The 13,495-nt window shown below is 67.6% G+C and carries 14 protein-coding genes and 1 tRNA gene; 11 read left to right on the top strand and 4 right to left on the bottom strand.

What is annotated here, in order from left to right; genetic code table 11:
- Nucleotides 1-13: 13 nt before the first annotated feature.
- From TMZ1T_RS01145 to lipA, 5 genes are all read left to right on the top strand, one after another.
- Nucleotides 14-1,159 (top strand): septal ring lytic transglycosylase RlpA family protein, encoded by a 1,146-nt coding sequence (locus tag TMZ1T_RS01145; protein ID WP_012584310.1) that lies wholly within the window; start codon nt 14-16, stop codon nt 1,157-1,159.
- A gap of 108 nt (nt 1,160-1,267) precedes the next feature.
- Complete coding sequence (locus tag TMZ1T_RS01150) at nt 1,268-2,395, top strand: D-alanyl-D-alanine carboxypeptidase family protein (protein ID WP_004322953.1); 1,128 nt, start codon at nt 1,268-1,270, stop codon at nt 2,393-2,395.
- Nucleotides 2,396-2,437: 42 nt separating this feature from the next.
- Nucleotides 2,438-2,722 (top strand): YbeD family protein, encoded by a 285-nt coding sequence (locus tag TMZ1T_RS01155; protein ID WP_004322951.1) that lies wholly within the window; start codon nt 2,438-2,440, stop codon nt 2,720-2,722.
- Nucleotides 2,719-3,387, top strand: a complete 669-nt coding sequence (gene lipB, locus TMZ1T_RS01160; protein ID WP_012584311.1) for a lipoyl(octanoyl) transferase LipB — start codon at nt 2,719-2,721, stop codon at nt 3,385-3,387. Before TMZ1T_RS01155 ends, lipB begins: the two co-directional genes overlap by 4 nt.
- Before the next feature lie 122 nt (nt 3,388-3,509).
- Nucleotides 3,510-4,457 carry a lipoyl synthase gene (gene lipA, locus TMZ1T_RS01165; RefSeq protein WP_012584312.1) on the top strand — a complete coding sequence of 316 codons (948 nt, stop codon included), beginning with the start codon at nt 3,510-3,512 and terminating at the stop codon, nt 4,455-4,457.
- A 552-nt stretch (nt 4,458-5,009) separates the two neighbouring features.
- Here lipA and TMZ1T_RS01170 read toward each other — a convergent pair.
- Nucleotides 5,010-5,657 carry a pentapeptide repeat-containing protein gene (locus TMZ1T_RS01170; RefSeq protein WP_012584313.1) on the bottom strand — a complete coding sequence of 216 codons (648 nt, stop codon included), beginning with the start codon at nt 5,655-5,657 and terminating at the stop codon, nt 5,010-5,012.
- Between the two features lie 20 nt (nt 5,658-5,677).
- Nucleotides 5,678-6,175 carry a TlpA disulfide reductase family protein gene (locus TMZ1T_RS01175; RefSeq protein ID WP_004322943.1) on the bottom strand — a complete coding sequence of 166 codons (498 nt, stop codon included), beginning with the start codon at nt 6,173-6,175 and terminating at the stop codon, nt 5,678-5,680.
- A 214-nt stretch (nt 6,176-6,389) separates the two neighbouring features.
- Here TMZ1T_RS01175 and TMZ1T_RS01180 point away from each other — a divergent pair, with 214 nt between their 5' ends.
- Nucleotides 6,390-6,830 carry a bacteriohemerythrin gene (locus tag TMZ1T_RS01180; protein WP_012584314.1) on the top strand — a complete coding sequence of 147 codons (441 nt, stop codon included), beginning with the start codon at nt 6,390-6,392 and terminating at the stop codon, nt 6,828-6,830.
- A gap of 140 nt (nt 6,831-6,970) precedes the next feature.
- Nucleotides 6,971-8,962, top strand: coding sequence for a UvrD-helicase domain-containing protein (locus TMZ1T_RS01185; RefSeq protein ID WP_012584315.1), 1,992 nt, complete (start codon nt 6,971-6,973; stop codon nt 8,960-8,962).
- A 138-nt stretch (nt 8,963-9,100) separates the two neighbouring features.
- Here the strand turns inward: TMZ1T_RS01185 and TMZ1T_RS01190 are convergent, their stop codons facing one another.
- Nucleotides 9,101-9,547, bottom strand: a complete 447-nt coding sequence (locus TMZ1T_RS01190) for a c-type cytochrome (RefSeq protein WP_012584316.1) — start codon at nt 9,545-9,547, stop codon at nt 9,101-9,103.
- Between the two features lie 147 nt (nt 9,548-9,694).
- On the opposite strand from TMZ1T_RS01190, the gene TMZ1T_RS01195 reads away from it, so the two are divergent.
- Nucleotides 9,695-9,771 (top strand) — tRNA-Arg (locus TMZ1T_RS01195).
- Nucleotides 9,772-9,924: 153 nt separating this feature from the next.
- On the opposite strand, the gene TMZ1T_RS01200 is transcribed toward TMZ1T_RS01195, so the two are convergent.
- Nucleotides 9,925-10,143, bottom strand: coding sequence for a helix-turn-helix domain-containing protein (locus tag TMZ1T_RS01200; RefSeq protein ID WP_004357365.1), 219 nt, complete (start codon nt 10,141-10,143; stop codon nt 9,925-9,927).
- Between the two features lie 148 nt (nt 10,144-10,291).
- Here TMZ1T_RS01200 and TMZ1T_RS01205 point away from each other — a divergent pair, with 148 nt between their 5' ends.
- From TMZ1T_RS01205 to TMZ1T_RS01215, 3 genes are read left to right on the top strand one after another with little or no spacing between them, the layout of a single operon-like run.
- Nucleotides 10,292-10,525, top strand: a complete 234-nt coding sequence (locus TMZ1T_RS01205; protein WP_012584317.1) for a hypothetical protein — start codon at nt 10,292-10,294, stop codon at nt 10,523-10,525.
- 25 nt (nt 10,526-10,550) lie between these two features.
- Nucleotides 10,551-11,825, top strand: coding sequence for a site-specific integrase (locus TMZ1T_RS01210; protein ID WP_261789162.1), 1,275 nt, complete (start codon nt 10,551-10,553; stop codon nt 11,823-11,825).
- Nucleotides 11,818-12,780, top strand: coding sequence for an HD domain-containing protein (locus TMZ1T_RS01215; RefSeq protein ID WP_004303625.1), 963 nt, complete (start codon nt 11,818-11,820; stop codon nt 12,778-12,780). The genes TMZ1T_RS01210 and TMZ1T_RS01215 overlap by 8 nt, the downstream gene beginning before the upstream one ends.
- Nucleotides 12,781-13,495: the final 715 nt, after the last annotated feature.

Genomic DNA, 13,495 nt, shown 5'->3' on the forward strand with positions numbered 1-13,495 from the left:
ACCCCGACCGACCATGACGCCAGTTCCTCCCGTGCTTCCCGCAGCCTTCGCAGCCCGCCCGCAGGCAGCGCGGGCGCCGCGTGCCCTGGTGGCGGCAGGCCTCGCCTGCGCCGTCGCGCTGCTCTCGGCCTGCAGCTCCGCGCCCAAGCGCGAAGGACCGGTCGCCGAGGTGCCGGCGCAGGCCGGAAAGCCCGGACGCAGCCCGGTGCGCGGTGGCGGCTACTACAAGGACGACGGCCCGGGCGACGACATCCCCGACAACCTCGACGCGATCCCCGACGCGGAGCCGCGCGACGAGCCCCTGCATCGCTTCGCCAACCGCCCCTACCACGTCATGGGGCAGAGCTTCGTGCCCGCCACCGAGCTGCGCCCCTTCCGCCAGCGCGGCCACGGCAGCTGGTACGGCCGCCGCTTCCACGGCAACCCGACCTCGAGTGGCGAACCCTACGACATGTACGCGATGACGGCCGCGCATCCGACCCTGCCGATCCCGAGCTACGCGCGCGTGACCAACCTCGCCAACGGCCGTTCGGTGGTGGTGCGGGTGAACGATCGCGGCCCCTTCCTGCGCGGCCGGGTGATCGACCTGTCGTATGCCGCGGCGCACAAGCTGGGCTATGTCAACGGCGGCAGCGCCGAGGTCGAGGTCGAGCAGATCCTGCCCGGCGAGGCGCCCCTCGTCGCCATGGCGCGCCCGGTGCCGCCGCTGCCGGCGCGCGCCAACGAGGGCCTCATGCCGGGGTCGGGGCCGGCGACCGGGATGAAGGCACTCGCGCCCTTGCCGGTGGCGCAGGCTCCGCTGCCCGCGCCGGTCGCGAGCCCCCCGCGGGCAGCCGGCAGCGCGATCGCCCTCGCCCCGCCCGAGTGCGAGGAAGGCCCCGTCTGCGGTGCCGCGGGCGGCTTCGCGCCGCCGGTCGCTTCGGCGAGCGCGGGCATCTTCCTGCAGCTCGGCGCCTTCTCCTCGTTCGCCAACGCCGAAGGCTTTCGCGACACGGTGCGTAGCCAGGCCTCGGATCTGGCCGAGCGTTTCGAATTGTTCGCCGATGGCGAACGTTTCCGCCTCCACGCCGGTCCCTACGACACGGTCGAGGCGGCGCGCGATGCGGCCGAGCGCATGGGCAACGTGCTCAAGCTCAAGCCCTTCGTGGTGGTGCGCTGACCGTCGCGCACCGCGCCCGGGTTGCAACAAAGGCTTTCCATTTTTTGCCCGTCCATGCGCGGCGCCTATAATCCGCCGTTCCCATTCCCGCTTCTCCAGGTTTTCCCGATGCGTTTCCTCATTGCCGTACTCGTCTCGCTGTTCTCGCTGTCCGCGCTCGCGCAGACGGTGCCGCCCCCCGCGCTGGCCGCCAAGGCCTGGGCGCTGGTCGACCATGCCACCGGGCAGACGCTCGCCGAGAAGGACGCCGACGCCCGCATCGAGCCGGCCTCGCTGACCAAGCTGATGACGGCCTACATCACCTTCTCCAAGCTCAAGGAAGGCTCGCTCAAGCCCGACCAGGTGGTGCCGGTCTCCACCAAGGCCTGGCGCATGGAAGGCTCGCGCATGTTCATCGAGCCCAACAAGCCGGTCAGTGTGGATGAGCTCATCCGCGGCGTGATCGTGCAGTCGGGCAACGACGCCTGCGTGGCGCTCGCCGAGACCATCGCCGGCAGCGAGGAAGCCTTCGCCGCGCTGATGAACCGCGAGGCGCAGCGCCTGGGCATGACCAACACCCACTTCACCAATTCCACCGGCCTGCCCGATCCGCAGCTGTACACCAGCGCGCGCGACCTCGCCGTGCTGGCGAGCGCGATCGTCCGCGACTTCCCCGAGTACTACGGCCTGTATTCGCTCAAGGAATTCACCTACAACGGCATCAAGCAGCCCAACCGCAACCGCCTGCTGTACATGGACCCCTCCGTCGACGGCATGAAGACCGGCCACACCAGCAGCGCCGGCTACTGCCTCGTGTCCACCGCCCGTCGCGGCGAGCGCCGCCTGGTCTCGGTGGTGCTGGGTGCGGCCTCGGACTCCGTGCGCGCGCAGGAGTCGCTCAAGCTGCTCAACTTCGGCTACCAGTTCTACGAGACGGTCAAGCTCTACTCCGCCGACGAGGCGCTGTCGAAGTTCCGTGTCTGGAAGGGCAAGCTCAACGAGCTGCCGGTCGGGTTCACGAAGGACTTCGCGCTCACCGTGCCCAAGGAGGCGGCAAACAAGATCCAGGTCAGCCTGGAGAGCCGCCAGCCCCTGGTGGCGCCGCTGCAGCGCGGCCAGGAGGTCGGCACCCTGACGGTCGCGGTCGACGGCAAGCCGCTCGGCCAGTACCCGGTGGTGGCGCTGCAGGACGTCGAGGTGGCGGGCTTCTTCGGCCGCCTGTGGGATGCGATCGTGATGTTCTTCAAGAGCTTGTGATGCGCGCTCCGGACCGCGAATCCACGAATACGGTGATCCGCCATGGCTGACCAGCAGGACGCGCAGACGCGCCAGAGCCTGATCGAATATCCCTGCGACTTTCCCATCAAGGTGATGGGCGCGCGGGTGGACGGCTTCGCCCAGGCGGTGATCGACGTGGTGCTGCGCCACGCGCCCGACTTCGAGCCCGCCGGCGCCGAGATGCGGCCGTCGAGCAAGGGCAATTACCTCGCGGTGACCTGCACCTTCCGTGCGCTGTCGCAGGTGCAGGTCGATGCCATGTATCGCGAGCTGACTGCCCACCCGATGGTCAAGGTGGTGCTGTGATCGTCAAGCGCCTCGGCCTGGTGGAGTACGCGCCGGCGCTCGAGGCCATGCGTGTGTTCACCGCCGCGCGCGGCGCCGACACGCCCGACGAGCTCTGGCTGCTGCAGCACCCGCCGGTGTACACCCTCGGCCAGGCCGGCAAGCCCGAGCACCTGCTGCAGAACCCGGCCAACATCCCGCTGGTGCGCATCGACCGCGGCGGCCAGATCACTTACCACGGCCCCGGCCAGCTCGTGGCTTACCTGCTGCTGGACCTGCCGCGGCGCAGGCTCAAGGTGCGCGAGCTGGTGCATCTGATGGAGCAGGCGATCATCGACACCCTGGCGGATTACGGCCTCGCCGCAGAACGCAAGGATGGCGCGCCGGGCGTCTACATCGCCGGCGACAAGATCGCCGCGCTCGGCCTGCGCGTCCGCAACGGCTGCAGCTATCACGGCCTGGCGATCAACGTGGATGCCGACCTCTCGCCCTTCGGCTGGATCAACCCCTGTGGCTACGAGGGGCTGAAGACGATCCGCATGAAGGATTTCGGCATCGATGCAAGCGTGGACGGGGTCGGCGAGCGCCTGCTCGGCCACCTGCAGGCCCTGCTGCCGCCCATCGGCACCGCCGATGCGGCGGATCAGCCGCCGGGGGCTGCCGCGGGCGCACGCGCCGGGCCATAATCCGCCCAGCGGCGCCGCAGAGCGCCAGCGCCCGGGCCGATCGCTCGCGCACCCCGAGCGGATGGCGCCCGCCCTTACTCCCGCACCTTTTCCCACCCGGAAACCCACAGAGACCCGCGAACATGGAAACCCCCGCTCGCAAACAGCGCGGCGCCGACAAGACCGCCCGCATCCCGATCAAGATCGTCCCTGCCGAACGCCTCAAGAAGCCCGAGTGGATCCGCATCAAGCTCGGCGCCGGCATGGAGGCCGAGCGCTTCAACGAGATCAAGGCCACGCTGCGCGACCACAAGCTGCACACCGTGTGCGAGGAAGCCTCCTGCCCGAACATCCACGAATGCTTCGGCAAGGGCACGGCCACCTTCATGATCATGGGCGACATCTGCACCCGGCGCTGCCCGTTCTGCGACGTCGGCCACGGCCGTCCCGAGCCGCTCAACCCCGACGAGCCGCGCGACCTCGCCAAGACCATCGCCGCGATGCGGCTGAACTACGTGGTGATCACCTCGGTGGACCGCGACGACCTGCGTGACGGCGGCGCCCAGCACTTCGTCGACTGCATCCGCGAGACCCGCGCCGCCTCGCCGAGTACCCGCATCGAGGTGCTGGTGCCCGACTTCCGCGGCCGCATGGAGATCGCGCTCGACATCTTCGACGCCGCCCCGCCCGACGTCATGAACCACAACCTCGAGACCGTGCCGCGCCTGTACAAGCAGGCCCGCCCGGGTTCGGACTACGCGTATTCGCTCGAGCTGCTCAAGCAGTTCAAGGCCCGCCATCCGGACGTGGCGACCAAGTCCGGCCTGATGGTGGGCCTGGGCGAGACCGACGACGAGATCCTCGAGGTCATGCGCGACCTGCGCGCGCACGACGTCGAGATGCTCACCATCGGCCAGTACCTGCAGCCCTCAGGCGGCCACCTGCCGGTGCTGCGCTACGTGCATCCGGACACCTTCAAGATGTTCGAGACCGAGGCGCTGAAGATGGGCTTCAGAAACGCCGCCTGCGGCCCGATGGTGCGCTCGAGCTACTGGGCCGACCAGCAGGCGCACGGGGCCGGGGTGGTCTGAGAAGACTCCCGCGGCTGGCCGGGCGACGGCTTCGCGCTGACGCAGGTCGGACCGGGGCGCCAACCCCCGCGGGTGGCGTGGCCCCGGGGTTTTCGCTGGCTCGGGGCGTCGCGGCTTCGCTCCGCCCCGGGGCTCGCTGCGCCGGGGCTTTCGCGGCTCCGGTCCGGCCTTGGGGCCGGGGTGGCGCTCGCCGCCTGCACTCGCGGCCCCTCGCTTCGCTCGGGGCTGCCCTCGGCGGCGGACGCCGCGGGGGCGGCGACGCAAACTCGTCGCTGCGCTCCTCGGACATGCGTCGCCTTGTTTCCCCCGCGACGCCCTCCGCCTCGGCGCTCCTGAAGTTGGCGAGCGCCACCCCGGCCCCAAGGCCTCGCGCCTGCGCGCATCAGGGCGCCGAAAAACCTCGCCGATCAGAAGTCATCACGCTTCCGAAGCCGCGCCGTAGGAGCGACGCAAGTCGCGATCGCGGCCGCCGGTCGACCGCCGCGCGCGTTCCCGGCGCCGCCGTCGCCGTGGAAGCCCGCGTCGATCCGTCCCGACCTGCGAGAGCCCCGCCTACGGACAGCCCTTGCACCCGTCCGTCTGCGCGTTGAGGAAGATCGCCTGATCCAGGTTCGCACCGGTGAGGTCCGCGTTGCTGAGCTGGGCGCGGGTGAAGTTCGCCCCCAGCAGGTTGGCGCCGACAAAGGACGCGCCCGCGAGCTTGGCGGCGCGCAGGTTGCTGCGGGTGAGCTCGGCGCCATCGAAGCGGCTGCGCTCGGCGCGGGCGTTGGTCAGGTCGGCGCCGCCGAGCTGGGCGGCGGTGAGATCGGCGTCGTGCAGGTCGGCGTTCTGCAGGATGGCGTTGCGCAGGTCGGCTTCCTTGAAGCTGGCGCCGGTCAGGCGTGCGCCACGCAGGTTGGCGCGCAGCATCGAGGCCTTGTCCAGCGTCGCGCCTGCCATCTCGGCCTGGGAGAAGTTGGCTTCGTTCAAGGTGGCGCCGCGCAGGTTGGCGCCGGACAGATCCGAGCGGGTGAACTGCGAGTTGGCCAGATTCACCCCTTCGAGGTTTGCCCCGTTGAGGTTGAGGTTGGTGCACAGCGTGCCGCGGCGGATGTCGCAGCCGCCGATGTTGCCGGCGCGCTGGGCGTGGGCGGGCGGGAGCAGGGCGAGCAGCAGGCTGGCCGCGAGGGTGGCGTGCAGTGTGGCGCGGATCGTGGGCATGGGGTGCGTGGGCTTCCCGGTCAGGCGGGTTCGGTGAGAAGCTGTTCGAGCAGGCCGTGCAGCTTGTCGAAGTCGGGTTCGCCGAGGATCTTCTGCACGATCCTGCCGTGCTTGTCGAGGACGTAGCTGGTCGGGGTCAGGCGCACGCCCTCGAAGCCGCGCGCGATGCTGCCGTCGCGGTCGAGCACGAAGGTGAAGGGCAGGGCGCTGCGCTCGACGAAGGCGGCGACCTGGGCAGGCGGGTCGTAGTCCATCGCCACCGCCACGGTCCGGTAGCCGCGCGCCTCGAACTTCTCCTGCGTCGCCTTCAGCGCCGGCATCTCCTTGATGCAGGTGGTGCAGGTCGTGGCCCAGAAGTTCACCAGCACCACCTTGCCGCGCAGGTCGGCGGTGCGGAAGCTCTGTCCCTGCAGCGTGGAGAAGGCCACGTCGGGCGCGGCCGGCTTCTGGGTGAACACGAAGAAGCCGGCGACGGCGAGGACGAGGACCGCGACGGCGGCGGCGATCTTGAGCTTCATGGCAGGGTCCGGAACGGTTGAAGTGCGCGGCGGCAGGCGTTTTGCGGGCGATTTGCGGGCGATTTTGAGCGAGCCACCCGGGCTTGTCACCCTCGCGCTGTCGGACAGGCGCTGCCTGCAAAGGTGCCCGGCTTGCTAGACTTCAAGCATCGGGGACGCGCGACCGGCGTCCCGGCGCTTGTTTTCCCCACATTCGATCCGAGGTAAGACCGCAATGAGCAACCCGCCCGTGTTCACCTGGAGTGACCGTTTCCTGCTCGGGCACCGCACGATCGACGACACCCACCGCGAGTTCGTCGATTGCGTGGATGCGCTGCTGCGCGCGCGTGACGCGGAGATCCCCGCTGCGCTCGACGCCTTCGCCCGCCACGCCGAGGCGCACTTCGCGCAGGAGGACGCCTGGCTCTCCGCGGCCGATTTTCCCACCGGTGGCGACTGCCACATCGACGAGCACGCCAAGGTGATGGCCTCGGTGCGCGAGGTGCAGGAGCTCGTCGCCAAGGGCGAGGTGGAGATCGCGCGCGAGCTCGCGCAGGCGCTGATGGACTGGTTCCCCGGCCACGCCGACTACATGGACTCGGCGCTCGCCACCTGGCTGGTGAAGAAGTCCCACGACGGGCGTCCGCTGGTGCTGCGGCGCAAGGAAAACCTGTGAGCGCCGCGCCGGCCGGGCGCACGCCGCCTCGCACCCCGCGCAGCGCGGCCGACGCCGGCCGGCCCGGACGCGCGATCGGCTAGAATCGGCCCCCACGCCGCCCGGCCGGGCGGCTTTGCTTTTTTGCGATCCAGCCCACGATGTCCGCCCTCCTCAACGCGCCCCAGCGCGAAGCGATCCGCTATCTCGACGGCCCCTGCCTGGTGCTGGCCGGCGCCGGCAGCGGCAAGACGCGGGTGATCACGCACAAGATCGCGCACCTGATCAACGAGTGCGGCATCAGCCCCAACAACATCGCTGCCATCACCTTCACCAACAAGGCCGCCAAGGAGATGCAGGAGCGCGTCGCCCACATCATGGGCGGGCGCGTGCCGGGTGGGCTCACGGTGTGCACCTTCCACGCGCTCGGCGTGCGCATCGTCCGCCAGGAGGCCAAGCACTGCGGCTTGAAGCCGCAGTTCTCCATCCTCGACGCCTCCGATACCGTGCAGATCGTCTCGGACGTGGCCGGCGACAGCGACAAGGGCATCGCCAAGCAGATGCAGTGGCAGATCTCGTCGTGGAAGAACGCGATGATCACGCCCGAGGAGGCCGCCCAGCTCGCCGACAACGAGATCGCCTCGGTCGCCGCCAGGCTCTACAAGGAATACGAGCGCACCCTGCGCGCCTACCAGGCGGTGGATTTCGACGACCTCATCGCGCTGCCGGTGCGCCTCTTCGACGAGCATCCGGAAGTGCGCGAGCGCTGGCAGAACAAGCTGCGCTACCTGCTGGTGGACGAGTACCAGGACACCAACCGCGCCCAGTACCGCTTGCTGAAGCTGCTGTCCGGCGTGCGCGGCGCCTTCACCGCGGTGGGCGACGACGACCAGGCGATCTACGCCTGGCGGGGCGCCGACGTCGAGAACCTGAAGCTGCTGCAGCAGGACTACCCCAAGCTCAAGGTCATCAAGCTCGAGCAGAACTACCGCTCCTCGCGCCGCATCCTCGAGGCCGCCAACACCGTCATCGCCAACAACGAGAAGCTCTTCGACAAGCGCCTGTGGTCCGAGCACGGCCAGGGCGAACAGATCGTCGTCACCAACTGCCGTGACGCCGAGCACGAGGCCGAGTGGGTGGCGACCAAGATCACCGCGCACAAGTTCGAGCACCGCACCCGCTTCAAGGACTACGCCATCCTTTACCGCGGCAACCACCAGGCCCGCCTCATCGAGCAGCAGCTGCGCAACCACCGCATCCCCTACGTGATGTCGGGCGGGCAGAGCTTCTTCGACAAGGCCGAGATCCGCGACCTCATCGCCTGGCTGCGCCTGCTGGTGAACGAGGACGACGACCTCGCCTTCATCCGCGCCATCACCACGCCGCGCCGCGGCATCGGCGCCGCCACCATCGAGGCCCTCGGCGCCTACGCCGGCCATCGCCACAGCAGCCTGTTTGCCGCGGTGTTCGAGGAGGGGCTCACCCAGCATCTGAATGCCAAGCAGCTGCAGGGCGTGCAGGAGTTCGCCGCCTACATCAACCGCCTGCAGTACCGCGCCCCGCGCGAGCCCGCCGCGCAGCTACTCGAAGACCTGCTCGGCGCGATCCGCTACGAGGCCTGGCTGTTCGAGCACTGCGACACGCGCGAGGCCGAATCCAAGTGGAGCAACGTGCGCGACTTCGTCGGCTGGCTCGGCCGCAAGGGCGAGGAGGACGGCAAGAACCTGCTCGAGCTCACCCAGACCATCGCGCTGATGTCCATGCTCGACAAGGAAGACCCCGACTTCGACGGCGTGCAGATGGCCACCCTGCACGCCTCCAAGGGCCTGGAGTTTCCGCATGTGTTCCTGGTCGGCGTCGAGGAGGGCCTGCTGCCGCACCAGAGCAGCATCGACGAGGACAAGGTCGAGGAAGAGCGCCGCCTGATGTACGTCGGCATCACCCGCGCGCAACGCAGCCTCAACCTGACCTGGTGCGAGCGGCGCAAGTCGGGCAAGGAGTTCCGCACCTGCGAGCCGAGCCGCTTCATCGCCGAGATGGGCGGCGACATCAAGATGAACGACCGCAAGACCGCGCAGCCGGTGACGAAGGAAGAAGGCAAGGCGCGGCTGGCGAACCTGATGGCGATGTTCGAGAACCGCGACAAGGCTTGAGCGGCCGCTCGCTTGTGGCGCCCCGACAGGAAAGGGCGCGATAGGGGTCTGCTGCAGGCCGGGGCCCCAGGCGCAAAAAAGGCAGCCGCGGAGGCTGCCTTTCCTGACTTGGCCGACGGCTGCGACGCAGCCCGCGGATTACTGCTCGACCGGCGGCTCGGTATAGCCGGCGCCGGCGAGGTTCGCGAGGTAGGCCACGGCGCGTTTCACCTCGGTGTCGGTGAGGTCGCTGCCGCCGCCGCGCGGGGGCATGGCGTTCTTGCCGGCGATCGCCGAGGCGGTCAGACCGTCGTGGCCGAGCGCCAGGCGGGGTCCCCAGGCCGCGGCGTCGCCGGTCTTCGGCGCACCCACCGCGCCGGCGTCGTGGCAGGCGGCGCAGATCGACTTGTAGATCTGCTCGCCGGTGCGGGTTCCCGGCGTGATGGTCACGGCCTGGATCTCGACACGGGCGACCGGCTGGATCAGCGTGGCGCGGAGTTCTTCATCGACCTTGCCCGAGTCGCCACAGCCGGCCAGCAGCGCGGCTGCAACCAGGGCGACGGGCATTGCGAGGCGGGCGGGCCGCAGGGGGCGTGGGTTCGACATGCTTTGATCCTCGGACGGTGGCGCAAGACAGGGTCTAAAGCGGGGATTATAGCGGGCTAAAAACCATTGTGGCAGCGCGCCATGGACTTTGCCGCCGAAGCGGGCTATGCTTCCGCGCCTTGTTCGGGCGCTTCGTCCGGACACCACGCGCCCGTAGCTCAGCTGGATAGAGTACTGCCCTCCGAAGGCAGGGGTCGGACGTTCGAATCGTCTCGGGCGCGCCATATTTTTCAATGGGTTAGGTCTTCGCGGACCTAGCCCATTGTTCTTTGTGCCCACCCTGTGCCCATTTTGTGCCCGCGTCGTGCCCGCGTCGTGCCCGACGTTTTTGGCACAAGACGTACTAAGTCACCACTTCGACCTTTGCCCGCCGTGCCTCACGCGGTGTTCGTTGCGTCGGGGATGTACTCGAACAACTCGCCAACCGTGCATTCGAACAATGCACACAAGCGATCAATGGTTTCGAGATCAACCCGATTTGCCGTCTCGTTGTAGAGCAGGGTGATTGTGTTGCGGTGCAAGCCCGTTTCACGGGCTACATCGGCGATCTTCAGTTTGTGCTCGCCCATCAGGCGTGAGAGGTGGCAGCGCACCATTGTCGTCCCCTAGGACTAAATGTCGTTCAGAATGACAAAAAAGCCTTGACAAGGGCGTTTTGCGTCTTAGAATGTTATTCAGGGTGGCAAAAAGATCTTCTCAAAGACTTTCTGTCGTTCTGCATGATTCTAACGAGTGGAGAAAGCCATGTCACTGACTTACCTGACCACCGACGAACTGTCCGGAAGGATCAAATACGACCCGCGTACGATTCGCGAGCGCCTTAAAGACAGCGTCCTGTTGGAGGGAACGCACTACATCCGCCCCTTTGGCGGACGAAAGATCCTCTACATCTGGGAGCACATCGAGCGCGACATGGGCTGCACCTCCGAGCAGTCGTTTGCGATCCCAATGGCCAACGGAGGCGTCTGCCATGGCTAGCATCCGTGCCAGAAAGGATAACGGAATGCTCTTCATCGACTTCCGGTACCAGGACAAGCGTTACCGCGAACAGACCGCGCTCGGCGACACCGCAGCCAACCGCAAGCGCTTGCAGAAGGTGCTTGACCGCATCGAGGCCGACATCGCCGCCGGCACCTTCGACTACCGCCGCTTCTTCCCAGGCAGCAAGAACGCCGCGAAGTTCGATCCAGCCCCTGGGGGGATGGTCGGGCCGGTCAGCGCTGCTGCGGTTGCGTTGCCGTCGGCGGCAGCCAGCGTCGCGAGCACTCCGCTCTTCAAGGACTTCGCAGAGACCTGGTACGGCGAGAAAGAGGTGGAGTGGCGGCGTTCGTACAAGACCACGCTGCGCGCGACCCTCGATCGCGCCCTCATCCCGAGGTTCGGGGAGAAGGAGGTCGGCCAGATCTCCAAGGCGGACGTCCTTGCCTATCGCGCCGAGCTCGGGAAAGCGACCGCGAAAGGCAAGCAAACCAAACTGTCTGCGGCAAGGATCAACAAGATGCTGAACCCGCTCAGGCAAGTCCTCAATGAAGCGGCCGACCGGTTTGATTTTCGCACGCCCTTCGACAGCGTGAAACAGCTCAAGACGAAGCGCACCGACGTCGATCCCTTCACCCTCGCCGAGGTCAAGCAGATCCTCGACACCGTGCGGCCCGACTTCAGGAACTACTTCACCGTGCGCTTCTTCACCGGCCTGCGCACCGGCGAGGTCGACGGACTGCAGTGGAAGTACGTCGACTTCGACAACCGCCTCATCCTGGTTCGCGAGACCATCGTCGGCGGTGAAGAGGAATACACCAAGACGGACGGCAGCCAGCGCGACATCCAGATGAGTCAGCTCGTCTTCGATGCGCTGCAGGCGCAGTTCGAGGCCACCGGCAAGCTCGGCAAGTTCGTGTTCTGCAATCGGCTGGGGACGCCGCTGGACCACAAGAACGTCACCAACCGGGTGTGGTACCCGCTGCTGCGGCACCTCAACCTCAAGCAGCGCCGGCCGTATCAGTGCCGCCACACCGCCGCCACGCTGTGGCTCGCCAGCGGCGAGGCGCCCGAGTGGATCGCCCGTCAGCTCGGGCACACCACCACCGAGATGCTGTTTCGGGTGTATTCGCGCTACGTGCCCAACCTCACGCGGCGGGATGGCTCGGCCTTCGAGCGCCTCATCACGCAGACCCTCGGCACCCAGCTCCTGCCGGTGAAGACCGCCCCTGCGGAGGAGGCGGAGCAGGAGGCCGAGCTGCTGGCAGAGAACGCCGCTCAAGGAGGAGACCATGAGTGAATACCGCCTGCCCATCCCCACGGCCGCCCCGGACAACGTAGTGGCCAAGCTCCCGCCCGTGTTTCGCGTGCAGTCGATCAGCCGCCTGCCGCTCGATGAGCATTGCGTCCTGAACCGCGCTGGGCTGTTTCATGAGCGGGCCAGCCTGATGGTCGAGTGGCCCTCGCGCAAGGTCGATGTCCGGCTGGGTGCGGGTTGCCTGGTGTCGATTCGCTGGCTCGGTCGGCCTGTGAGCCTCGGCGGTGCGGTGCGCATCAGCCGCCTGGTCGTGCTCGGGCGCCCCGAGGCCAGCCTCGATCTCTTCCAGACGATCCCGACGGTCTGGGTGAAAGAGCGCACGCTCGTCCGTCGTGCCAGCGCGCTGTGGCAGCGCCTGCCGGTGCACTTCCAGCACCTGTTCAACGCCATTTTCTGGGACAGCCGACGGCTGCATCGCTACCTGGTGGGCGCCAGCTCCTTGAAGGGCCATCACAGCTGCGTGCACGGCAATCTGTGGCATACCCTGGAGGTTGCCGAGCAGGCGCTCAGGATGGCCCAGGGCCAGCCCCTCGCCTGCCCCGAGGTGCTCCTGATGGCCGCCCTGCTGCACGACGCGGGCAAGGCGGACGAGTACCGTCTCGGCTACAGCGGTCTCGAGCTGACGACCCGCGGCAAGCTCGTCGGCCATCGCAACACCATCATCGAGTGGATCGCCGCCGCCATCGCCCACGCGCGCATCGCTCTCCCCGAGTCCCACTACCTCGGCCTGATCCACGCGCTGACGAGCGCCCGTGGGGCGCCGGATTGGCTCGGTCTGCGCGAGCCCTGCACGCTCGACGCGGTCCTGCTCTCCGCGGCGGACCGGCTCTCGGGGCAGATCGAGTTGATGGCGCGGCACTCGCCGGCGGAGTCCGGGTTCGGGCGGTTTCATCCGCATCTGCGCGGGCGCCCCTACGTGGTTGGGGCGGCTTTCTGAAGGGGGAGTCCGGGAAGGACTCCGCTGCGCGGGCCTACATGAAGCAGGCGAGTCAGAGGGGACTTTCCGCGGTGTGGGGACGCTGCGAAGATCGGGTTGTCGGCCTCAGCTGCCGGTGGCTTTAAGGCGCAGTCAGGCGACGGCGAACGGCAGCTTCACCATCCGGCCAACTGGAACTACCGACCCAGTGCCGCCGTTGAGCTTTGAGGAAAGCTGTCGTTCAACGTTTGAGCGGAGGCGACTTCCACTGCATGGCGCTTGGCCGCGAGACTGATGATAGGCACCACGGCCTCGTAGCCCACTCGCCAAGCAATGAAGGGTTGTCTCGAGCGAAGGGTCAGGCTGTGCCTCGCTGCGACTCAAGCTTGACAGCGCCCTGAAGCACGGAGCCGACAAAGTGAACGGCTTCCTCGAGCGTCATTGGGTTAGTCGGTGGTTCATTTCTACCCAGAGCATGCCGTGCATCTTTGCCCGCGACCTCGGCGGAGTTTGCGGTGCGTTCGAATCGCTTCTGCTCGGACTTCGCACATAGGCTACGTCGATAGGGATCGGTACCCAAGTGCTGCTGAACCTCCTCGAGAATTCGATACAGGCGCGGCCAAGTGCGATTGGGATCCGCCCAAATCAGCATGGCGTGCCTAAGGTGCTGTGAGCGTTGCCCTGCTCGAATGAACAACTGCGGATACGTTGGACCATCCGGCGCAGCTCCTAGACT

It is taken from the genome of Thauera aminoaromatica, from assembly GCF_000021765.1.
In the GTDB taxonomy this organism is placed as follows: Bacteria; Pseudomonadota; Gammaproteobacteria; order Burkholderiales; family Rhodocyclaceae; genus Thauera; species Thauera aminoaromatica.